This window comes from Exiguobacterium sp. PvP048 (genome assembly GCF_040549175.1).
Taxonomy (GTDB): Bacteria; Bacillota; Bacilli; order Exiguobacteriales; family Exiguobacteriaceae; genus Exiguobacterium_A; species Exiguobacterium_A artemiae.
The window spans coordinates 91,085-112,132 of record NZ_JBEPSU010000006.1 but is presented as its reverse complement, the minus strand read 5'-3'; the positions used below and the strand labels follow the sequence as shown (position 1 = coordinate 112,132).

The 21,048-nt window shown below is 45.5% G+C and carries 22 protein-coding genes; 17 read left to right on the top strand and 5 right to left on the bottom strand.

Translation table 11 applies throughout. The annotated features are described in order from the left end of the window. Positions 1–46 precede the first annotated feature (46 nt). The 5 genes from ABIC15_RS11755 (at position 47) to ABIC15_RS11735 (ending at position 6,280) form a co-directional block, all read left to right on the top strand. A complete protein-coding gene (locus tag ABIC15_RS11755; RefSeq protein ID WP_354020773.1) occupies positions 47–346 on the top strand; it encodes a rhodanese-like domain-containing protein in 300 nt (99 codons plus the stop codon). A 30-nt stretch (positions 347–376) separates the two neighbouring features. Next, positions 377–1,783 (top strand): MBL fold metallo-hydrolase, encoded by a 1,407-nt coding sequence (locus ABIC15_RS11750; protein WP_354020772.1) that lies wholly within the window; start codon positions 377–379, stop codon positions 1,781–1,783. 183 nt (positions 1,784–1,966) lie between these two features. Further along, entirely contained in the window at positions 1,967–3,772 is a 1,806-nt protein-coding gene (locus tag ABIC15_RS11745; protein ID WP_354020771.1) for a mechanosensitive ion channel, read from the top strand. A gap of 229 nt (positions 3,773–4,001) precedes the next feature. Further along, positions 4,002–5,390: a branched-chain amino acid transporter BcaP gene (bcaP, locus tag ABIC15_RS11740; RefSeq protein ID WP_114597024.1), complete on the top strand. Its 1,389-nt coding sequence runs from the start codon at positions 4,002–4,004 to the stop codon at positions 5,388–5,390. Between the two features lie 104 nt (positions 5,391–5,494). Continuing rightward, a complete protein-coding gene (locus tag ABIC15_RS11735; protein ID WP_290829363.1) occupies positions 5,495–6,280 on the top strand; it encodes a GNAT family N-acetyltransferase in 786 nt (261 codons plus the stop codon). Between the two features lie 176 nt (positions 6,281–6,456). On the opposite strand, the gene ABIC15_RS11730 is transcribed toward ABIC15_RS11735, so the two are convergent. The 3 genes from ABIC15_RS11730 to ABIC15_RS11720 all read right to left on the bottom strand — a co-directional run bounded on the left by ABIC15_RS11730 (position 6,457) and on the right by ABIC15_RS11720 (position 8,833). Next, positions 6,457–7,143 carry a hypothetical protein gene (locus ABIC15_RS11730; RefSeq protein ID WP_012369250.1) on the bottom strand — a complete coding sequence of 229 codons (687 nt, stop codon included), beginning with the start codon at positions 7,141–7,143 and terminating at the stop codon, positions 6,457–6,459. A 146-nt stretch (positions 7,144–7,289) separates the two neighbouring features. After that, positions 7,290–7,736: an NUDIX hydrolase gene (locus ABIC15_RS11725; RefSeq protein ID WP_214850567.1), complete on the bottom strand. Its 447-nt coding sequence runs from the start codon at positions 7,734–7,736 to the stop codon at positions 7,290–7,292. Continuing rightward, a complete protein-coding gene (locus ABIC15_RS11720) occupies positions 7,733–8,833 on the bottom strand; it encodes a nitric oxide synthase oxygenase (protein WP_012369252.1) in 1,101 nt (366 codons plus the stop codon). The genes ABIC15_RS11725 and ABIC15_RS11720 overlap by 4 nt, the downstream gene beginning before the upstream one ends. Positions 8,834–9,016: 183 nt before the next feature. Here ABIC15_RS11720 and ABIC15_RS11715 point away from each other — a divergent pair, with 183 nt between their 5' ends. Next, complete coding sequence (locus ABIC15_RS11715) at positions 9,017–9,874, top strand: YihY/virulence factor BrkB family protein (RefSeq protein WP_012369253.1); 858 nt, start codon at positions 9,017–9,019, stop codon at positions 9,872–9,874. On the opposite strand, the gene ABIC15_RS11710 is transcribed toward ABIC15_RS11715, so the two are convergent. Next, a complete protein-coding gene (locus tag ABIC15_RS11710) occupies positions 9,871–10,737 on the bottom strand; it encodes a sulfite exporter TauE/SafE family protein (protein ID WP_354020770.1) in 867 nt (288 codons plus the stop codon). The genes ABIC15_RS11715 and ABIC15_RS11710 overlap by 4 nt on opposite strands. A 111-nt stretch (positions 10,738–10,848) precedes the next feature. Here ABIC15_RS11710 and ABIC15_RS11705 point away from each other — a divergent pair, with 111 nt between their 5' ends. The 9 genes from ABIC15_RS11705 to ABIC15_RS11665 all read left to right on the top strand — a co-directional run bounded on the left by ABIC15_RS11705 (position 10,849) and on the right by ABIC15_RS11665 (position 16,172). Beyond that, positions 10,849–11,697, top strand: a complete 849-nt coding sequence (locus ABIC15_RS11705) for a LysR family transcriptional regulator (RefSeq protein WP_131503354.1) — start codon at positions 10,849–10,851, stop codon at positions 11,695–11,697. Positions 11,698–11,796: 99 nt separating this feature from the next. After that, positions 11,797–12,060: a metal-sensitive transcriptional regulator gene (locus ABIC15_RS11700; protein WP_012369256.1), complete on the top strand. Its 264-nt coding sequence runs from the start codon at positions 11,797–11,799 to the stop codon at positions 12,058–12,060. A gap of 56 nt (positions 12,061–12,116) precedes the next feature. Next, positions 12,117–12,596 carry a DsrE/DsrF/DrsH-like family protein gene (locus tag ABIC15_RS11695; protein ID WP_014969361.1) on the top strand — a complete coding sequence of 160 codons (480 nt, stop codon included), beginning with the start codon at positions 12,117–12,119 and terminating at the stop codon, positions 12,594–12,596. 15 nt (positions 12,597–12,611) lie between these two features. Continuing rightward, complete coding sequence (locus tag ABIC15_RS11690) at positions 12,612–12,977, top strand: rhodanese-like domain-containing protein (protein WP_012369258.1); 366 nt, start codon at positions 12,612–12,614, stop codon at positions 12,975–12,977. 22 nt (positions 12,978–12,999) lie between these two features. Then, a complete protein-coding gene (locus ABIC15_RS11685) occupies positions 13,000–13,296 on the top strand; it encodes a rhodanese-like domain-containing protein (protein ID WP_012369259.1) in 297 nt (98 codons plus the stop codon). Positions 13,297–13,344: 48 nt separating this feature from the next. Then, positions 13,345–13,911, top strand: a complete 567-nt coding sequence (locus tag ABIC15_RS11680; RefSeq protein WP_012369260.1) for a sulfurtransferase TusA family protein — start codon at positions 13,345–13,347, stop codon at positions 13,909–13,911. A 32-nt stretch (positions 13,912–13,943) separates the two neighbouring features. Further along, complete coding sequence (locus tag ABIC15_RS11675; RefSeq protein ID WP_354020769.1) at positions 13,944–15,080, top strand: MBL fold metallo-hydrolase; 1,137 nt, start codon at positions 13,944–13,946, stop codon at positions 15,078–15,080. Between the two features lie 33 nt (positions 15,081–15,113). Further along, positions 15,114–15,341, top strand: a complete 228-nt coding sequence (locus ABIC15_RS11670; RefSeq protein ID WP_012369262.1) for a sulfurtransferase TusA family protein — start codon at positions 15,114–15,116, stop codon at positions 15,339–15,341. A gap of 54 nt (positions 15,342–15,395) precedes the next feature. After that, a complete protein-coding gene (locus ABIC15_RS11665) occupies positions 15,396–16,172 on the top strand; it encodes a sulfite exporter TauE/SafE family protein (RefSeq protein WP_354020768.1) in 777 nt (258 codons plus the stop codon). 62 nt (positions 16,173–16,234) lie between these two features. On the opposite strand, the gene ABIC15_RS11660 is transcribed toward ABIC15_RS11665, so the two are convergent. Beyond that, positions 16,235–16,621, bottom strand: a complete 387-nt coding sequence (locus ABIC15_RS11660; protein ID WP_354020767.1) for a DUF302 domain-containing protein — start codon at positions 16,619–16,621, stop codon at positions 16,235–16,237. Between the two features lie 187 nt (positions 16,622–16,808). Between ABIC15_RS11660 and msrB the strand changes: the two genes are divergently transcribed. Beyond that, positions 16,809–17,909, top strand: coding sequence for a peptide-methionine (R)-S-oxide reductase MsrB (gene msrB / locus ABIC15_RS11655; protein ID WP_354020766.1), 1,101 nt, complete (start codon positions 16,809–16,811; stop codon positions 17,907–17,909). A gap of 146 nt (positions 17,910–18,055) precedes the next feature. Next, positions 18,056–20,977 carry a S8 family peptidase gene (locus ABIC15_RS11650; RefSeq protein ID WP_354020765.1) on the top strand — a complete coding sequence of 974 codons (2,922 nt, stop codon included), beginning with the start codon at positions 18,056–18,058 and terminating at the stop codon, positions 20,975–20,977. Positions 20,978–21,048: the final 71 nt, after the last annotated feature.

Sequence of the window (21,048 nt, the reverse complement as noted above, 5' to 3'; positions counted from 1 at the left end):
GGGGTATATTAATGGCAGAAACTTATTCAGTAAAGGAGCCAACAAGATGAAAAACATGTCAACAAACGAATTAGAAGAGATATTGCAACAAGAAAAAACGATTCAACTGATTGATGTCCGCGAAACGGATGAATACGCAGTCGGTCATATCAAGCAGGCCAAAAATCTTCCGTTATCCGAACTGTCAGAGCGGACGGATGAATTGGATGCAGGACGGCCGTTACATGTCATCTGCTTGTCCGGGGGACGCAGCATGAACGCTTCAATGTATTTGGAACAGGCCGGTTTTGACGTCACGAACGTAGATGGCGGCATGATGAGCTGGGAAGGCGACGTTACGAAATAATTCATTTCAACAATTTGAGGGGGAACTTCCATGTTATTACGTTACTTTTACGATGAAAAATTAGCACAAGCTTCTTATATGGTCGGTTGTCAGATGACGGGTGAAGCGATTGTCATTGATCCGTCGCGTGACATCGAAGGATATCTTAAAGAAGCGGCAAAAGAAGGATTACACATCGTCGCGACAGCGGAAACGCATATCCATGCGGATTTTGTATCCGGCACACGGGAATTTGCTGAACGGTTTGATACGACGGCTTATCTGTCTGACGAGGGTGATGCCGACTGGAAATACGAATTTGCAGCTGACATCGATGCCAAACTTGTGACGGATGGAAATCGTTTTAAAGTAGGGAACGTGACATTTGAAGTCATGCACACGCCGGGACATACGCCGGAACATGTCTCATTTTTACTGTATGACCGCGATCAAACGGTTCCGATGGGCATTTTTACAGGAGACTTTGTTTTTGTAGGCGATATCGGTCGCCCGGATTTACTCGAAGAAGCAGCCGGTATTCAAGGGACGACAGCTGTCGGCGCAAAACAGATGTTTGAATCACTTAAACGATTCAAAGCGTTACCGGACTTCGTTCAAGTATGGCCGGGTCATGGAGCCGGCAGTGCGTGCGGGAAAGCCCTCGGTGCGGTTCCGACGACGACAGTCGGGTATGAAAAACAGACCAACTGGGCTCTTCAAGTCGAAGACGAAACGGCGTTCGTCAAAGAGTTGACGACAGACCAACCGGAACCGCCGAACTATTTTGCGATGATGAAGCGGGTCAACAAAAAAGGAATTGTCGCCACACCTACGCTTTCGAAACCACGTGTCGCCGAGGCGACTGAACTGGAAACGCTTGTCAATACAATGCAGGTCGTTGACACACGTAGCGGAAAATCGTTTGCTTCGGGACATGTGCCGGGGGCGCTCAACATTCCGTACAATTCAAAATTCGTCACGTGGGCCGGCTGGCTACTGGACTTTGATCATGATATTGCCGTGATTGCCGAGTCCCGTTTACTGGAAGAAATCCAGACCGATTTACAGTCGATCGGTCTCGACCGGTTCGTCACATTGGTGGATATAGCGGATTTGTCACCCGAACAATTGACGGAACAGTATCCGGACTGGAGTGCCGAACAAGCAATTGAAGCAGCGGAAGCCGGTGAAGTGGTTGTCCTCGATGTCCGCAATAAGACAGAATGGGATGCGGGCCATTATGAGCAGGCGAAACGGATTTTACTTGGTAAACTGTCCTCGCGTTACAAAGAAATTCCGGTCGATCGTCCGATCGCAGTCCACTGTGCCTCCGGTGTCCGGTCACGAATGGCAGTCAGTGTCTTACAATCACTGGGCATGAAGAATGTCATCAATATTGACGGCGGGTATGCTGCTCTTCAGCCAGTTCTTGACCGACAGGCGTTAACAGAAAAATGACACCACGATACTAAAAAAAATAGCTTTTCCAAAATGGATGGTTCTAATCAGAATCATCCATTTTTTTAAATACTATTCACAAAATGCCACTTTCAGGTTAAAAGTGGTTTAGCAATTCCTTTAGCTGGGGAAATTAAAGAAGTGTCGGAAATATACTATTTAGAGATGAAGGAGTGTGGCAGGATGAAAAACTTTTGGAACACGACGTCATTTGACGTCAACGGGATTCTAGGGACTCTCGGAAACATTTTAGGAGCACTTATCGTCTTCCTGATTGGATGGCTGATTGCGAAACTGATCGCAAACGGTATTCAAAAGGCATTAGAAAAGTCTGGTGTCGTTAATAAGTTGTCACCACAAAAAGAAGGTACACCACCACAAAAGAAAAAGTGGACACCTGAAAAAATTATCGGGACAGTCATTTTCTGGGTCTTGATGGTATTTGTTCTTATCCTAGTCTTTAACATCTTGAACTTGAACATCATCGCAGGACCACTTGCGGATACGATGAGCACATTGCTCGCAGCGATCCCGAATATCCTGAAAGCAGCATTGATTCTTCTTTTTGCTTACGTCATCGCGGTTGTACTCCGCATGATCATCGTCAAAGGCGGAACGAAGTTGATGTCGAACGAAAAAGTCCGTTCGAACAAAATGCTTCAAGGTCAAACGGATCTTTCGAACTATCCGAAGATCGCAGGCGAAATCGTCTTCTATCTTGTCTTGTTACTGTTCCTACCAGGTGTACTTGGTGCGCTCAACATTGAAAGTGTTTCTGAGCCGTTCAGCCAATTACTCTCGTCGTTCCTTGGATTCATTCCGCGTCTGATTGCTGCAGCAGCGATCTTCTTCGTCGGATTCCTCGTTGCGAAAATCGTTCGCGATATCGTCACGAACTTCCTGCATGCAGTCGGTACAGACAAATTTGCTTCACGCTTCAACATCGGTACAAACGAACAAAAAGATACAAAATCACTTTCTTCAATCTTAGGGACAGTCGTCTTCATCCTGATCTTAATCCCGATCACGATTTCGGCACTTGACCAGCTCAACATCAAAGGTATTACAGGACCAGCCATCAACATGTTAAACGATGTTCTTGGTATGATTCCGAACATCATTATCGGTGTCGTCTTGATCCTTGTCGGTCTTTATGTCGGTCGTTTCGTTAAGAAATTCGTTGCAGATCTCTTGTCACGTCTCGGTTTCAACAACTTAACACGCCACTTGAAAATCGGTAACTGGGATGCAAACAATGCATCGACATCACCATCATCAATCGTTGGATCACTCGTTGAAATCGTCATCGTCGTCTTGTTCGTCGTTGAAGCCTTCAACTTAATCGGTCTTGACTTCATGGTTGATCTTGGTCGCGCGGTTCTTGCTTTCCTTCCAAGCGTCTTGACAGCGATCATCATCTTGGCCATCGGTATCATCATCAGCAACTTGGTGAAACGCACGATGGACAGCCTGTTTGCTAACTCGGATTTAAAAGTTCTTTCAAGCGTCGCGAAATATGCCATCCTTGCTCTTGCTGTCTTCATGGCACTTGATCAACTTGGTGTTGCTGCTACAATCGTTAACTCAGCGTTCATCTTGATTCTCGGTGCTGTTGCTCTTGCTTTCGGACTCGCGTTTGGTTTAGGTGGCCGTGATAATGCATCACGTTACCTCGACCGTCTCCAGAAAAAAGCAGAGAATGCAGATATCGACACATCGAACCTGCCGTCAAACAACACATCGTCTGCTTCGACGAAGCCAAGCTTAAAAGAAGCAGCAAAAGGTGCAGCGTCAAAAGCAGCAGATGACGTCACACCAGATCAAGCACCAAAAGCGTCTAAACCATCATCTTCTTCGAACGTGAACCCGACACACGGTACACCAAAAGGGGCACTTCCTAAAAATGATTTAGCACAACAAGACGATTACCCGATCGGTCCGGACACGAACCGTGGTCCGAACTTAGATCACCCGAATGATCGTCCGTAACGAAAACGAAAACGAAAACTCCTTCACCGAGCGGTGGAGGAGTTTTTAGTACGTTAATGCATATCTACATATTTGTATTGTAGTAAAATAACAAAACTGGTTTGACCAATTTGTGAAAAAAAACAGAAACTTTTTCTTATAAAAGCTGACATCCTTTGTTATGATGAAAAGGTCAATTAGAAAAATGATTTGAATATTCAGAAAAAAGAGAAAGTTCGGAGGGTGTTTTATGAGTTTGCTTCGTAAGAAAGATGTCAGTGTGATGATGGATCAAAAGAGCCATTCCAAACTGGCAAGGCATTTATCAGGCTTTGATTTAGTTTTACTTGGGATTGGTGCAATTATCGGAACAGGGATTTTTGTCCTGACCGGAACAGGAGCGTTGTATGCAGGACCCGCATTACCGGTTGCCTTTATTATTTCTGCTATCGTCTGTGCATTAGCGGCTCTCTGTTACGCCGAATTCTCATCGATGATTCCCGTCTCGGGTAGTGTGTACACGTACACCTACGCCACAATCGGGGAACTGGTTGCCTGGATCATCGGTTGGTGTCTCATCCTGGAATACGGTTTGGCATCAAGTGCCGTAGCGACAGGTTGGTCCGGTTATTTCCAATCACTATTATCCGGATTCGGTGTCAGTCTGCCGACAGCGTTAACGGCAGCACCAGGTGCTGTACCGGGAAGCGAAACATTCTTCAACTTACCGGCGTTCTTGATCTTGATGGTCATCACGCTGTTGCTCTCAATGGGTATTAAAGAAACAAAACGTGTCAACAATATCATGGTTCTTGTAAAAGTAGCGGTCGTTGTCTTGTTCATCGTCGTCGGCATCTGGTACGTCGAACCGGGCAACTACACACCGTTCGCACCGTTCGGTATCAGTGGTGTCTTACAGGCTTCAGCCATCGCCTTCTTCGCATACCTCGGTTTTGATGCTGTTACATCAGCAGCAGAAGAAGTAAAAGATCCGGGCCGTAACTTGCCGATCGGAATCTTAGGATCACTTGCCATCGTTACCGTACTATACGTCGTCGTATCCGCCATCATGGTCGGAATCGTACCATTCAAACAATTTGAAGGGGTCGACAGCCCGGTTTCGTTAGCCTTAAAAGTAGCAGGTCAGGACTGGGTCGCAGGTTTCGTCGACTTAGGTGCGATCGTCGGTATGACGACCGTTATCCTCGTTATGACATTTGGTCTGGTTCGTCTCCTGTTCGCGATGAGCCGTGACGGATTATTGCCGAAAATCTTCTCAGACGTGAATGAAAAATCACATACGCCTGTCAAAGCAACATGGATTCTTGGAACAACAGCCGGTTTGATCGCAGGATTCGTTCCGCTCGGTACACTGGCAGAATTGATCAATATCGGAACACTCGCAGCATTCGCTCTGATTTCAATTGCCGTCGTCATCTTACGGAAAACGCGTCCTGATCTGAAGCGGGCGTTCAAAGTGCCATGGGTTCCATTCTTACCGATTCTTTCCGTCCTTGCCTGCATCATGTTGATGTTGAACCTTCAAACATTCACATGGATTGCTTTCTTCATCTGGACAGCGATCGGTCTGCTCGTCTACTTCGGATACGGAAGATCACGTTCAAAATTACAACAATAAACACTCATGCCATCCAGGATTATTTTTGGATGGTTTTTTGTTTGCTGCCGGCAGGAATGAACAGCCGAAAAGGCGAACAATTGTAGAGAAAGGGGCGATCCGAAGTGATTCACATTAAACGGGCACCTGATGTAGAAACGGCGTATTCAGTCATGAAGGAAGGGTTCAGCGATTACATCATTCCCCTGGGTTTGTCACTCGAAGTATTTCAAACCCGGATTTTAGAACGGGACTTCAATCAGTTGGAGCATTCTTTTATTGCCTATCACGGCGAACGACCGGTCGCGATTTGGCTGAACGGGCTGAAGACGATCAAGAAAAAAACGGTCATGCGTTGCGGCGGACTGGCGGTCGATCCGCAGTACCGGCGCCTTGGAATTGCCAAAGCCTTGTATGATGCGCAACTGAGTTATGCCAAGTCGTTAAATGTCGACTGTTTGATGCTTGAAGTCATTCAAGGTAATGATCCGGCGATTACCTTATACAAGAGTTTCGGTTATCAAACTGTCAGTGAACTCGGTTATTTTCATAAAGAAGAATCGGGACAGGTTGAACCGCTTGTTGAAATTGATCAAGTGGCTTTTGAACGGCGGTACATACAGCAGGACGAATACATTTGGCAACAGGATCCGGGTGTTATGAAACTGGCGAAAGCCCGTTACTACGAACTTGATGGTGCCTTTATTGCCGCAGTCAATGAATCAATTTTTGCCATTTTGACAGATGAGGAAGAAGTGGCCCGTGTCGCGACCGAAGCGACACGCCGATTGGCAGGCGAACTCTACCATCTACAATCAACGAATCAGCAGGTGTGGGAAGAATTACTTAAAGCCGGGTGGCAACAACGGGACCTCAAACAATTCATCATGCAAAAACCAATCAGTGTCTAAACAAACGGGATCTTCAGAACGGCCTTTGAGGCGACTCTGTAGATCCCGTCTTTTGTTACATCCATAAGCTGATCATGACGATGACGGCAAAGATCGCAAATAAGATCCCTGTACCACCAAGCATGACGAGCATGATTTTGTTCATCATTAAAAAACCTCAATTCTTCCCCTAACAGTTATTTTACAAAATAACTCAATGAATTTTGATATTTTTTCATTTCGCTTACACCATTTTTATATCTTTTACTGTTTGGATCTTGTGAGATGTAATCGTGTGAACGTTCATCAATCCATTTTGTACCGCTTACTGTAAGGTCATTAAAGACGTAACCGAATCCATAACCACCATTATCATAAATAGGAGCCTGTACTAAATTGCCGTTCATCTTTGGTTTGATTGCATACGACGTTAGAGTGTTACTTTGTTTTGTGAGTTTTTTATTTAAAACTGTGTATGTTTTTAGGTTAAGAAACGAATAAGTTTCTTTGTTTGTCAGCGAAAAAACAGTAGGGTATCCTGTTTTGTTTTTGAGAACGGCACTTGTTTTGGCATCTGTCGTACTGAATACATAAGGATTTGATTTGGTATACGTATATTTGTAATTGGTAGATTTCCCGTTCAAATAAAGAACAAATTTTCCGCTACATAACTCGTCCTTACCTTTAATCCACCAAATATCATTTGAAGTAGCTTTGTGGCAACTTGCTTTAGATGAACGCATTGAAACAGTATACTTTTTCTTAGCCTGATCATAGATAGTAAAGTCTTGTTTGATTTTTTTAGAGTAAGAGGCAGCTTCAGAATGTAGAGGTTGAATACTCAAAACCGAAAATAAGCAAGCGGATACAAGTAATTTTTTCATAATACATCTCCAAGTCATCATATTTTAATTCCATTTTATAACATATGAAGCTGTTGAGAAATTAAAAAATAAAAATTAAAACCAAAAACGCCTTTCTTTCGTTTACTGAAGAAGGCGTATGGTCATTTACTCAATGAAAATTTAGGTCAATTTTGGTTTAAATAGTCCTCAATCATCACCCGATGCGAACCGACGATTTGCTCCGGTAAATCTTTCAAAGAGAAATACGTTAACGCAACACTTTCTGCGCTAATCCGCAACGTTCCGGTCGTTTCGGAAGCAACGTAAGCGAGCGAAACGCTTTGAAAGACATCGCCGTTCGCAAGCGTCGTGACATAATTTTTTCCGGAATAGACACCAAGCAAAGTCAGTTTTTCGGCGATAAGTCCCGTCTCTTCTAGCAATTCACGGCGTGCGGTTTCATCTGTTGATTCAGCCCATTCCATCAGACCCCCCGGCAGTCCGAACCGGGCCTGTGCTTCATTCCGTTGCTCGAGCAAAATATGTCCGTCCTTGACGACGAGAACGACGGCACCGACGAGAATTAGCGGGGTATGTCCAACCTGTTTACGGAGTGTTTCCACGTAGTTCATCGGGACACCTCCTGATGAAACGGACAGCCGCTTGGAACGCTTGGTTCTTCCGCAGGAGCAGAACGGGCGAAGAAATTCGGTCGTTTGACGGTCGGATCGAAATCTTTGTGGAAGACATGCGTCGCGGCACCGCTCATGGGCGGTACGAGCCAGGACCATTCTCCGGTTACGTCCCGTTCACAGGCCGCTTCATTTTTTTCGAACCGGGCAAATTGTTTCGTTGCCGTATGATGATCGACGATTGTCACACCGCTCCGTTCAAACGAATCAAGAACGGCATAATTGAGCTCGACGAGTGCTCGGTCCTTCCATAACGACCGCTCCCGTGACGTATTCAGTCCAAGTTGTTTGGCGACCAGCGGCAAAAGATCGTAGCGGTCAGTATCGGCCAAATTTCGGGCACCGATTTCTGTTCCCATGTACCAACCGTTGAATGGAGCACACGGATAGGAAATACCGCCGACTTCAAGCCGCATATCGGAAATCATCGGCACGGCATACCATTTGATTGTCCGGTCCCCAAACAGATTTTGCTCGGGATGTTGAATCGTGACTTCCAGCACCAGTTCATCCGGAATCGGATGCAGACTGACTTGGCCGTCAAGTTCAATCAGTAACGGTAAGATATCGAAATCGGTTTTAGATCCGCTCCATCCGAACGACTCACACAACTGAGTGAAGGCGATTGAAGCCGAATCCCCAATGATACCGTCCGGGGTGTCGTAACCGGCATAACGGATTAATTGATGGTTCAAGATGCGGACCCGGTCGGGATCAAAAATCGTAATCGTCGAACGGATCCGTCCATCGTTGGTCGCGTACTCCATATGATGAAACAAGGTGTCGCGGATCGATTCCACAGTCAGGGCATCCCGGGCGTCAATGACGTGAAGTTGCTCCCAAAAGAGGCGCCCGATACAGCGGTTGCTGTTCCGCCAGGCGAGTTTTGCTCCATAAGTCAGTTCTTGAAGCGTTTGCGTATACGTACCTGTCCGCAAAATTTCTTCGCGCACTTCATGCAGGCGATGTGCCTCTTGCGGGTATTGTTCTATATAGTCATGAAAAAAGCGTTCGGCTTCAGTGAGTAAAGTAGACACGGCGTAAATCCTTTCTTTATCCAACACGACGATGGTTCTTGCTTCAGTGTACCGTTTGCTTGCGCTTTGTGCCAAACGATAATCGTTAAACGCTTACTTACAAGTTCAAAAGACGTTAAAAGTTTAGGAAGTGTATGGAAAGGGGGATAGAGGAGAGAACTATTCGAAAGTGAGGAAATTGTTATGTCATTATTAAAACCTGTATTTGCCCGATTCTTTGGCGAAGCCTTTTTTGATAAATCGGCTCAGCTTGCTTATTATCTGATGTTGTCCTTATTCCCATTTTTATTATTCGTAGTGGGCCTTGTGTCTTTTTTACCGTTCACATCGGGTGACGTCCTCGATTTGATCCGTCCGTTTGCTCCGGCGGAAACCTATGATTTAATCCGGAAAAATGTCGTCGGGATTTTTGATAACGGGGGCCTGAAACTGGCCTCGATCAGCTTCCTGGCAGCCTTTTGGCTCGCTTCGATGTCGGTCCAGTCACTGGTCCGTTCGTTAAATGATGCGCTAGAAGTCACGCGGAAAGTGCCGTTTTGGAGAGGGTTACTGCAGGACTTTGGTTTTACGGTCGGAATGATGATTATCTTACCGATGTCGCTTCTCGTTCCGGTTGCTGAAAAGTTAACGCGGCGTTTCATCACGCATTTTGCGATCGTCAATGATGTCGTCACGAACTACTCCTGGATTTGGTTTTTATTCCGTTGGGGACTCGGATCATTGTTCCTGCTCGTCTTCTTCATTCTGCTGTATCGTGTTCTACCGAGTGTCCGGTTGACAGTCCGTCAAGTCTTACCGGGTGCATTGTTTGCGACAATCGCCTGGCAGGCTGTTTCTGAATTCTTCTCGTATTACGCGGAATTCGGCAGTTACGACCGTCTGTATGGACAACTGGCCGGAATTATCGTCCTGATGACGTGGTTCTATTTGTCATCTGTCGTCCTGATGCTCGGTGGATTGATGAACGCCGAACGGATGCGTCAAAAGAAAGAAGCGAAAGTCTTAAAACCTGAAAAAATCAAACAAGAGACTGTCCGTTAAGGGCAGTCTTTTGTTTGACGTTGAATTACTTTTTGATAGAAGAATACACCGATCAAACTGGTCGTAAACAAGGCGAGCAGAAGTAACGAGAGTTGTTCATAGTGCGTAGTTTTTAAGAACACGCTGGCTGCAACGGCGGCATAAAAACTGCCCAGACTCTTTTTGACGAATTGACTGCTGAAGAGATTGAGGAATGATGCGCCAAGCGGCGAGCCGATGAGTGCTCCGATGATTAGAGCAATCCCTAAAGCAAGCGGAGCCTGTGTACCTGACATGAAATAACTCGTAACGCCGCCGAGTACAATCAACGTAGCTGCCGCAATACTTGTTCCGATTGCTTGCTTCAGCGGGAAACGCACCCATCCCATCAAGAGTGGTGTCAGTAAAAATCCACCGCTGACCCCCATCAAAGACGACAGGATTCCGGCAGCGGCACCGATTGCGACCAGTTTATAAAACGAGGCGTGCGGCACAGATGTCTCCTGAACCACTTTTTTAGCCGGTTTCAAAAACTGGATGGCAAACAACAGGAGCAGGACGATGTAAAGGGTGGAGATGACCGTATCGGCACCGCTGTGCCGTTCCATCCAAAAGACGACAGGCGTAATCGCAGCGGAGCCGATGATACCGGAAACGCCAATCGTGACAGCATCCCGAAGGTGAAAGTTATTTTGACGGAGATGGGCAAAGGTGCCTGTCACCGTCGAACCGAGTGTCAAAAGTAAACTTAAGACGATTGCGGTGCTCGGAGTGTATCCTAATATCAATAAAAGAGGGGTCAGGATGATGCCCCCGCCGATTCCGAAAAAACCGGATAGAATGCCGATTGCGGCTCCGAGTACAAGAAAAAGTAATAAATCCAAGAGTGTTCCTTCTTTCTATAAAGTGATACAGATGACTCTACGGGGAAAGTAATGATTAGGAAAATGAATTATACTGATCGTAACGATTAGAAAAATAAATGAGGTGAATCTATGAATTTTAATGAACTGAAGACCTTTGTCGCGTTGGTCGAAACCAAACATTTTACGAAAACAGCGGACCGCTTATACATTTCACAGCCGACGGTCAGTCTCCATTTAAAACATTTGGAAGAACATTTTGGACAAAGTTTAATTCATCGCCATACCTTTAATAAAACGATTGAAATCTCGGAAGCGGGATGGATTGTGTACCGGCATGCCAAGGAAATTTTGCACCAAGCGATCCGGCTCGAGCAGGAAATGGATGAGTTGGAAGGCATTACACGCGGGACGCTCAGAATCGCGGCCACACATACGATCTACGAAGCGATGTTAGAAGAGATGATTCACGACTTTTTGCTGGTCTATCCGGATGTTTCCGTCGATGCGCGCGTCATGAATCAGGAACAAGTCGAACAGGCCTTGCTCCATTACGAGATTGATTTAGGTATGGTAGAAGGACTGCATCGCTCGCACCAAATCGAAGCCATTCCTTTTGCGACAGATCGACTGCGCATCATCGGTCATCATCATCTGGTTCCGGAACAGGCAACCTGGATTTACCGGGAAGAGGGATCAGCCGCACGTTTAGCACTGGAAACGTGGCTGCAGACACAAGCAATTGTTCCGAAGCGGATCATCACGGTATATTCCAACCGGTTAATTAAACAGTTAATCAAAAATGGAACGGGAATCTCGATTCTTTCAGAACGTTTGGCGGGAAGCCTGCTCGAATCAGAACGGTTTCAGACATATGATGATTCGCAGATTGATCCAAGGATGTTTCAATTCATTACGCTTAAAGGAGAGACAACCCGTCTGTCCCAAAAATGGATCAATCAACACGGTGGATCCGACTAAAAACTTTTTCGTTGACATATACCCCTGTAGGTATTATTGTATGGAATGTAGCCATTAGGTATGACACAGGTCACACGGAAAAAGGAGAGTGTTCTTCGCATGGAAAAAGTGTATGAAGACAAAATCATTCACCGGATGAACCGGATTGAAGGTCAGCTTCACGGTATTATCCGGATGATGAAAGAAGAAGCGTCCTGTAAAGATGTTGTCACTCAACTGAGTGCGACACGAAGCGCGATTGATCGTGTCATTGGACTTGTCGTCAGTGAAAATCTAATTGAGTGTGTCACGAATGACGAAACCGACGATAACCATGAACAGGCTGTAGCAGAAGCGGTTCAACTATTACTGAAAAGTAGATAAAAAAATTTACAACGATTAATACCCATTAGGGTAAAATAGATGGAGGAATTTTTCAGATGTCAGAGATTAAAAAAACAACGATTGTCTTGTTCAGTGGAGATTACGATAAGGTCATGGCAGCGTATATCATCGCCAACGGCGCAGCCGCTTACGACCATGAGGTGACGATTTTCCATACATTCTGGGGATTAAACGCAATGCGTAAAGATGAACCGATTCAACCGGATAAAACATTACTTGAAAAAATGTTCGGCAAATTCATGCCGCGCGGTGCCGACAAAATGCCGCTCTCAAAAATGAACTTCGGTGGCGCCGGCCAGAAGATGATCAAAAACGTCATGAAAAAACACAATGCGATGCCGCTTCCCGATTTAATTGAACTGGCAAAAGAACAAGACGTGAAGTTGGTTGCATGTACGATGACAATGGATCTGCTCGGTTTAAAGCAAGAAGAATTGCATGATGGGATCGAATATGCCGGCGTAGCAGCGTATCTTGCTGATGCTGAAGACGGAAACGTCAACCTGTTCATCTAATTTCGAGGAGGATTGATGCAAGTGGATATCTTGAACATCGTATTTCTAGTGATTGTCGCTTTTCTCGCTTACCGGATGTTCGCCCCGACAAAAGGTGTCAACAAATTGTCGGCGTCCGACTTAAAGCAACGGTTAGGCGACCGGACCCGGTTTTATTTGGATGTCCGGACACCGGGTGAGTTCAAAGGAAATCACATTAAAGGATTTAAGAACATTCCGCTCCAAGTCTTGCCGACGCAACTCGATAAGATTCCGAAAGACAAAGAAGTCATCGTAATCTGCCAGAGTGGCATGCGCAGTAAACAAGCGGTCAAACAATTAAAAAAAGCCGGATATACGCAAGTAACGGAAGTGTCAGGCGGAATGAATGCTTGGCGTTAAAAAACACGAGGAGGAATAACAAATGAAACGATTCACAGCAAAAGAAGTACAGGAAAAGCTAGAGAACGGAGAACAACTTAACATTATTGATGTCCGTGAAGTGGATGAAGTCAAAGAAGGTAAAATTCCAAATGCGATTCATATTCCACTCGGTCTCGTCGAATTCAAAATGAACGAACTCGATAAGAAAAAACAATACGTCATGGTTTGCCGTTCCGGTGCCCGCAGCGGCCGTGCCGCAACGTATCTTGAAGGACAAGGCTATGATGTCATCAATATGGATGGCGGGATGATGGCGTACGAAGGTAAAACCAACTAATTTTTTTAATTTTAATTATACCCCTAGAGGTAAAAGGAGCGAATACTTTTGCAGACAATCAAAACAGATATCGTACTTGATGCACGTGGTTTAGCATGTCCGATGCCGATTGTTCGGACGAAAAAAACGATGAAGACACTGGAACCGGGTCAAGTCGTAGAAGTTCAAGCGACAGATAAAGGATCGACGGCTGATCTTCGGGCCTGGGCCAACAGTACAGGCAACCAATACCTTGGAACGATTGAAGACGGCGATGTTCTACGTCATTACGTCCGGAAAGCTTCCGGTAATGATCAGGAAGCGCCGGCATTTCAAAAAGTCGTCAACAACGAGACGGTCGAAGCCGTTTGCGGCAACGCGGATATAATGATTCTGGATGTTCGGGAAACGGCGGAATACGCCTTTTCACACATCCCGAGTGCCGTCAACATTCCACTCGGTGAACTGGAAGAACGTATCGAAGAACTCGACTCGTCGAAAACAATTTATGTGGTCTGCCGGACAGGAAACCGCAGTGACTTAGCTTGCCAACAACTCGACGCTAAAGGATTTAACGTTCAAAACGTCGTTCCGGGTATGAGTGACTGGAAATACGACACAAATCAAACCGTTTAATTCGTAAATTACGATCAGGAGGAATCAGACAGATGGCACAAGCAATGACTACAAAAGAAGTCACCCAAAAAATCATTCGCCGTGAAAAAATGTTTATCTTGGACGTCCGGAATGAAGACGCGTTTCAAGACTGGAAAATTGAAGGCGAACAATTTTCTTATCTGAACGTTCCATACTTTGATTTACTTGATGGTGTGGAAGACATACTGGATCAACTGCCGACCGATCAAAACGTACTCGTCGTCTGTGCAAAGGAAGGATCGTCGATTTTCGTTGCGGATTTGTTGGAAGAAGCAGGGCGGACGGTCTCGTATCTCGCAGGAGGAATGAAAGCCTGGAGCGAACACCTCGAACCAATCTCACTTGGATCATTAAATGAAACCGGTGCAGATCGTGGAGAAGTCGTTCAGTTTGTCCGCATCGGGAAAGGCTGCCTGTCTTACATGATTATCTCGGAAGGCGAAGCCGTCCTCGTGGATGCAACGCGTATGACAGATGTTTACCTCGACTATGCAAAAGAACGTCAGCTTGAAATCACACATGTTTTTGATACACATCTTCATGCCGACCACATTTCAGGTGGACGTGAAATTGCGGAAAAAACAGGCGCGACATATTGGTTGCCACCAAAAGACGCGGCAGACGTCACATTTGATTATGCAGCGCTCGAAGATGGAAGCCACGTTCAGGTAGGAGATACACAAATTGATGTACGGGCACTTTATTCCCCGGGACATACGATCGGATCGACTTCGTTCGTTGTCGATAATCGTTATCTCATGACGGGCGACATTTTGTTTATTGATTCAATCGGGCGTCCTGATTTAGCCGGTCTCGCAGAAGACTGGGTCGGTGACTTAAGAGACTCGCTCTACAACACGTACCGTGAACTGTCGAAAGATCTGATTGTTCTGCCTGCTCACTTCATGTTAATCGAAGAATTAAACGAAGACGGCAGCGTCGCAGAAAAACTGGATGTATTACTTGCCAACAATCATGGCTTGAACATCGAAGACGAAGAAACATTCCGGAAAATGGTGACAGAAAACTTGCCGCCGCAACCGAATGCGTACCAGGAAATCCGTGAGACGAACATGGGGAAACAGACACCGGATCTCGAAGCACAACGTGAGATGGAAGTCGGTCCAAACCGCTGTGCCGTTCGCTAAACTAAAAAAATCACTTCAGGAGGAATTACAATTATGAAATCAGAACTCGTATTAGATGCAAAAGGACTTGCATGTCCAATGCCGATCGTTAAAACAAAAAAAGCAATCGCGGGACTCGAATCCGGTCAGATTCTTGAAATCCACGCAACCGATAAAGGGGCTAAAAACGATTTACAGGCATGGGCAAAATCAGGCGGCCATGAGCTCGTCAAACACGAAGAAGATGCCAGCGTTTTAAAATTCTGGATCCAAAAAGGGTAATTCAAGTTGAAGGAGGGCTGGCGACAGTCCTCCATTTTTAAAGGAGTGAATCGAATGGAAATCGGATTTATCGTAACCATCTTCCTGATCGGTTTTGTCGGATCATACATTTCCGGAATGCTCGGAATCGGCGGTTCAATCATCAAATATCCGATGCTGTTATACATTCCGCCGTTGCTCGGATTCGCTGCCTTTTCGGCCCATGAAGTGGCGGGAATCAGTGCGATTCAAGTCTTTTTTGCGACGATTGGCGGCGTTTGGGCTTACCGGAAAGGCGGTTATCTCAACAAGTCATTAATCGTAAGTATGGGTGGCGCCATTTTAATCGGAAGTTTTATCGGTGCCTACGGATCAAATGTCTTGGCGGAAGATACCATCAATATCGTCTACGGAATACTGGCGTTAACGGCAGCGATCATGATGTTCGTTCCGAAAAAAGGACTGGATGATATTCCGCTCGATCAGGTTCGGTTCAACAAAACAATTGCGGCGAGTAGCGCGTTCATCGTCGGAGTCGGGGCCGGAATCGTCGGTGCGGCGGGAGCATTCTTACTTGTTCCGATTATGCTCGTCGTTTTAAAAATCCCGACCCGGATGACGATTGCTTCGTCGCTCGCGATTACCTTTATTTCGTCAATCGGCGCAACGGTCGGAAAGATTACGACAGGGCAGGTCGATTGGGGACCGGCGGCTGTCATGGTCGTCGCCAGTTTGATTGCGGCACCGCTCGGCGCAATCGCCGGGAAAAAGATGAACACGAAAATACTGCAAATCATTCTCGCTGTCCTGATTTTAGCGACAGCCGTCAAAATTTGGATGGATATTTTATGAAAGAATACAAAAAAGCGATACTTTGCTTGTACGTCAGCAAAGTATCGCTTTTTTTGATGAAGCTACAAACGGCTTTTTTCAATGACATCAACAAGTTGCCGTTCGACATCGAGTGCGACTTGTTTTAACTCGTCTTCTTCGACCAGACCAATCAGTGCCGTTGGACGCGGCATGCCGACCTTCGTTTGTCCATTTTCCGTATATACAGCGAGCTTACACGGTAAAAAGTAACCGGCTCGTCGTTCAGCCGATACAACACGATGGGCCTCTTTCGGGTTGCAGACTTCAAGGATATGATACTGGTCATCAAACGTTAACTCTTTTTCAGCGAATTTTTTCGCTAAATCAAACTCCCACAAAACGCCAAACGAAACCTCGGCAAGTGCTGTTTTGAGACGTTCGATGGTTTCCTCTGTTGAATGGTTGGAACTGACGGTGTAGTCAAACATAAATACCCCTCCCGGTTTTTTTGATGTCTTAAATTTATTTCCCTCTTTTGACAGGATGAATCGTCTTTTTTGAATGTGCCGAATGAGAGCAGACCGGGCGACAAACTGTGGGAAATCAAGGTACATTAGAAAAAAGACATCCGTCAGACAATGGACGACGTAAGCTTAAAAAAGGAGGCGGAGGGGGATGAAGAAACGAATGTTGACGATTTTATCGGTCGTAGCATTGATTGCAATCATGATTGGCGGCTACTTTGTCTTTCAGCAACAACAGGCAAAATCGAGTGGGAGCAAAGAACTGACCTATGCCAAAGAAGAAACGGCGATTCTCGCAGGCGGTTGTTTCTGGTGCATGGAGCCGCCGTTTGAAGAGTTAAAAGGGGTCAAATCCGTAATTTCCGGTTATACCGGTGGAGATGTGAAAAATCCGACGTATAATCAAGTATCGGCGGAAACAACCGGACACCGGGAAGCCGTTTTGATTACATTTGATCCGGCTGTTATTTCCTATAAACAGTTACTTGATGTCTACTGGCGCCAAATCGATCCGACCGATCCGAACGGTCAATTCGTCGATCAAGGCGAATCATATACGACGGCAATCTTCTATACAAATGCGGAACAAAAGCAGATTGCGGAACAGTCGAAGAACGAATTAGCCGAGAGCGGAATTTTTGATGAAAAAATTGTCACACCGTTGATTGAAGCGGGTCCGTTTTATGAGGCAGAAGCGTATCATCAAGACTATTACTTGAAGAGCGAAAAGAAATATAAATTTTACCGGGCTGCATCCGGACGTGATGAGTTCATCAATCGATATTGGAAAGATCAACCAAAACTGGACTTACCGAAGTATTCAAAATTGACCGATGAACAAATCAAAGTGAAGTTGACGGATATCCAATATAAAGTCACTCAGGAAGACGGGACAGAACCGGCTTTTGATAATCCGTATCATGATTTAAAAGCGGACGGGATTTATGTGGATCTGATTTCCGGTGAACCGCTGTTTTCTTCTAATGATAAATTTGATTCGAAAACCGGCTGGCCGAGCTTCATTCGACCGTTAGAAAAAGGAAATATCATTGAAAAAAGTGACTTTGCATTAGGGATGAAGCGGATGGAGGTCAGAAGCCGGCACGGAAATGCGCATCTTGGACATGTCTTTAACGATGGTCCTGAACCGACTGGTTTACGTTATTGTATGAATTCAGCTGCTTTACGGTTTGTGCCGAAAGCCGACCTCGAAAAAGAAGGTTACGGTCAGTATGCTTCCGAATTTAAATAATCAGCTAAAAAGGGATTTTTCACTTTCGTGAAAAGTCCCTTTTCTTTCGAAAATGTAAGGTGACCGCATTAAAAATAACTATCCATTTTATCCAAATATTGTTTATACTAGACACAATGTAAGATCATATCTTGAGGAGGAACATTGTGAAAAAGTTAACGATTTGGATCATGCTGAGCTGTTTGATTCTGACGCTCGGAATCGGACCATCAGCTGTTAAAACAGCAGCGGCAAATGAATTGTCGGAAGCTGTCTTATTAAAGGCAGGACAGGAAACGCTTCTGGAAACAGGAACGAATAAAACGAATACATATTGGTATAAGGTCGATCATCAAGCCGGGATTGAAAAAACGGCGACACATTTTGAATTATCGATTGATACGGATCAGCCGATCGAAGTAACGGCTTACCCTAGTCAAGAGATGGCATCAAAAGATGAGACATTTGACCGTTACCGCGGATATGCAGAACCAAACGATAAGGACGTCACAAAAATCGCTGTTCCGTATGCATGGGACGGACCATATTACGTCAAAGTCGATTATTATCCGGAAATCGAAGAAGATAAGACGGTCAAACCAGCAAATGTCAACTTGACGTACAATAATGTCAAATTGGCTGTCGAATATGAGCCAATCAGCGATATCAGCTGTATGGCGGAAGAAGCACTGAAACAAACATCGGACGAAAAACCGATGCTTGCCTTGATGCATGCGATTCAAAAACAAGTGTTGAGCCAGTCGGAACAAGGACGCAGTTTAACGTCGTTGTACTACAAGGCATCACCATACGTCGTCAAAACCTTGTTGTTCAACAAAGACAAACGGACACAAGCATATGAAGATTTAAAATCACTGAAGCCGGCCATGTCTGCTCTTGTCAACGGTACATCATACACATTGACGAAAACCGATCAAGCAGCGGTCAACCGTTTATACGCGTTGACTCGTGACGCATCACCGGAAGTCATCGCAACGGAAATCAATCAAGTCGCGAAAACGGCGAACATTGAAACAATTGGTGGATCCAATTTGACGGATGCCTTCAAACCATTTGGTATTCAAGTGAAATCAGAAGCTAAAACACGGTTCATCGTTAAGCTGAAACCGGGTCATACAGAGCGGACGATGAAAATCGCCGGTACACAGGCAACAGACGTTGAGAAGTTATCGCTTGGTAAAACAGGTCAGTTTGTCATCGTCACGGAAGATCCGACGGTTAAAAATCAGTCGGCAGCAGTCCTGAAACAATCGTTGAAAAAATCAAGTGCTGTTGAGTATGTCGAAGAAGTTCAGACATACCGAGCAACTGGTGACATCAACTATGACTACCAATGGTCGCTCAACCAAAAATCGAGCGTCGAACAGTTCCCGGATGCGGGAATCGGATTCGAAAAATTCCTGAAAAACAATGCAGGTCAAAAGTTGAAACCAGTCACGATTGCAGTTATTGATACAGGGGTGGATTACCGCCTGAAGGATTTACAAGGGAAAGTTGATATTGCCCAGGAAAAGAACTACGTCGATGTGAACGGGAACGGAAATGCACTCGACGATAACGGTCACGGAACACACGTCTCAGGTGTGATTGCAGCAGCCCTTGAAAATGATTACGGCATTCGCGGCATCCATCAATCGGCGAAAATTCTTCCCGTTAAGGTTTTGAACGCCAACGGTGAAGGGGAAACGGATGCGATCGCACTCGGAATTAAATATGCAGTTGATCACGGGGCAAAAATCATCAATATGAGTCTTGGCGGCGGTGAAAGCCGGACGATGGCATATATGATGAAATATGCGGCAGATCGCGGTGTAACGGTCGTCGCAGCGTCAGGTAACGAATACGATATGTCCGTTGGTTTCCCGGCCAGTTCAGAATACGCCATTTCTGTCGGAGCGACAAATCCGCTCGGTATGGTTGCTGATTATTCGAACTACGGCATCGGACTCGATGTTGTCGCACCAGGTTCAAAAATTGCAAGTCTTGTTCCGGACGGTAATACCGTTTATATGGACGGAACAAGCATGGCGTCACCGCACGTCGCAGCCGTTGCCGGAATTCTTGCGTCACTCGATTCAAAATTGACGCCAAAACAAATCGAGACAATCTTACGGACAAGTGCTGAACCGCTTGCCTTTGAGAATCCGAACGATTGGTACGATGAAGAAGACGATATGGAAGATGAGTATCCACCGGGTTATGAGAAAGAACGGACACCAGACTTCCCGGCATTCGTCAGTCCGGTATCGGGATACGGAAAAGTCAACATCACACGTGCCATCTCGCAATTGCATTTAAACGGAAAAGTCAATCCGGTCTATGACAATCAGCTTGTTGTCAGCGGACAAGTCAAAACCGGAACAAAAGTCAAAATTACGACAATCAAGACAACAATGATAAACGGTAAAGAAAAGAAAGAAACGATTACCTTAGCAAACACAACAGCTAAATCCGGTAAATACAGTGTGACGATTCCGCGTCAGGAAAAGACGACTGTGTTGACGATTCATTACACGAACGGTCTGGATGTCACATCGGAACGGACGGAAGTCTTGCCAGGGAAAGCTCCGGCTGCCCCGAAAGTGAACCGCGTATTGGCCGGAGCGACGAAAGTCACCGGTACCGCGATTGCGAACGGTAAGATTACAATTAAAGACGCAAAAAACAAATTGATCGGAAAAGCCGTTGCTGACAGCAAAGGAAAATTCACGGTCAAAGTCAAAGCATTGGCACCGGCTACTCGTCTGGCGGTTACAGTAACAGACATTGCCAACCGTTCGAGTAAAGCCACTGTCGTAACAGTTCTTGCTCCTCCGGCCGCGCCAAAAGTGAAGCCGGTAACAGCTGGTCAAACGAAAGTAACCGGTACTGGTGAGAAGAAAGCGCATGTCTATATCCAAAATGCAAAGAAAAAAGTCATCGCCAAAGGAACAGTCACGACTAAAGGCACGTTCTCTGTGAAGATTGCCAAACAAAAAGCAGGAGCGAAGCTGTATGTCTACCTTAAAAATGACTTGAAACAAACAAGTACTAAAACAACAGTTGTCGTTAAAAAAGCGAAGAAATAAGTCTTGAAAGCAGCCTTTTTCGGGTAAAACGAAAAAGGCTGCTTTTTTTTGAGGAGTTGTCTTACTTTTAA

Coding starts and splice junctions, on each gene's coding strand:
- ABIC15_RS11675 (WP_354020769.1), top strand. CDS start 13,944: ATGGCACAAGCAATGACTACAAAAGAAGTCACCCAAAAAATCATTCGC.
- ABIC15_RS11665 (WP_354020768.1), top strand. CDS start 15,396: ATGGAAATCGGATTTATCGTAACCATCTTCCTGATCGGTTTTGTCGGA.
- ABIC15_RS11685 (WP_012369259.1), top strand. CDS start 13,000: ATGAAACGATTCACAGCAAAAGAAGTACAGGAAAAGCTAGAGAACGGA.
- ABIC15_RS11755 (WP_354020773.1), top strand. CDS start 47: ATGAAAAACATGTCAACAAACGAATTAGAAGAGATATTGCAACAAGAA.
- ABIC15_RS11700 (WP_012369256.1), top strand. CDS start 11,797: ATGGAAAAAGTGTATGAAGACAAAATCATTCACCGGATGAACCGGATT.
- bcaP (WP_114597024.1), top strand. CDS start 4,002: ATGAGTTTGCTTCGTAAGAAAGATGTCAGTGTGATGATGGATCAAAAG.
- ABIC15_RS11725 (WP_214850567.1), bottom strand. CDS start 7,736: ATGAACTACGTGGAAACACTCCGTAAACAGGTTGGACATACCCCGCTA.
- msrB (WP_354020766.1), top strand. CDS start 16,809: ATGAAGAAACGAATGTTGACGATTTTATCGGTCGTAGCATTGATTGCA.
- ABIC15_RS11690 (WP_012369258.1), top strand. CDS start 12,612: ATGCAAGTGGATATCTTGAACATCGTATTTCTAGTGATTGTCGCTTTT.
- ABIC15_RS11715 (WP_012369253.1), top strand. CDS start 9,017: ATGTCATTATTAAAACCTGTATTTGCCCGATTCTTTGGCGAAGCCTTT.
- ABIC15_RS11670 (WP_012369262.1), top strand. CDS start 15,114: ATGAAATCAGAACTCGTATTAGATGCAAAAGGACTTGCATGTCCAATG.
- ABIC15_RS11745 (WP_354020771.1), top strand. CDS start 1,967: ATGAAAAACTTTTGGAACACGACGTCATTTGACGTCAACGGGATTCTA.
- ABIC15_RS11750 (WP_354020772.1), top strand. CDS start 377: ATGTTATTACGTTACTTTTACGATGAAAAATTAGCACAAGCTTCTTAT.
- ABIC15_RS11705 (WP_131503354.1), top strand. CDS start 10,849: ATGAATTTTAATGAACTGAAGACCTTTGTCGCGTTGGTCGAAACCAAA.
- ABIC15_RS11660 (WP_354020767.1), bottom strand. CDS start 16,621: ATGTTTGACTACACCGTCAGTTCCAACCATTCAACAGAGGAAACCATC.
- ABIC15_RS11730 (WP_012369250.1), bottom strand. CDS start 7,143: ATGAAAAAATTACTTGTATCCGCTTGCTTATTTTCGGTTTTGAGTATT.
- ABIC15_RS11695 (WP_014969361.1), top strand. CDS start 12,117: ATGTCAGAGATTAAAAAAACAACGATTGTCTTGTTCAGTGGAGATTAC.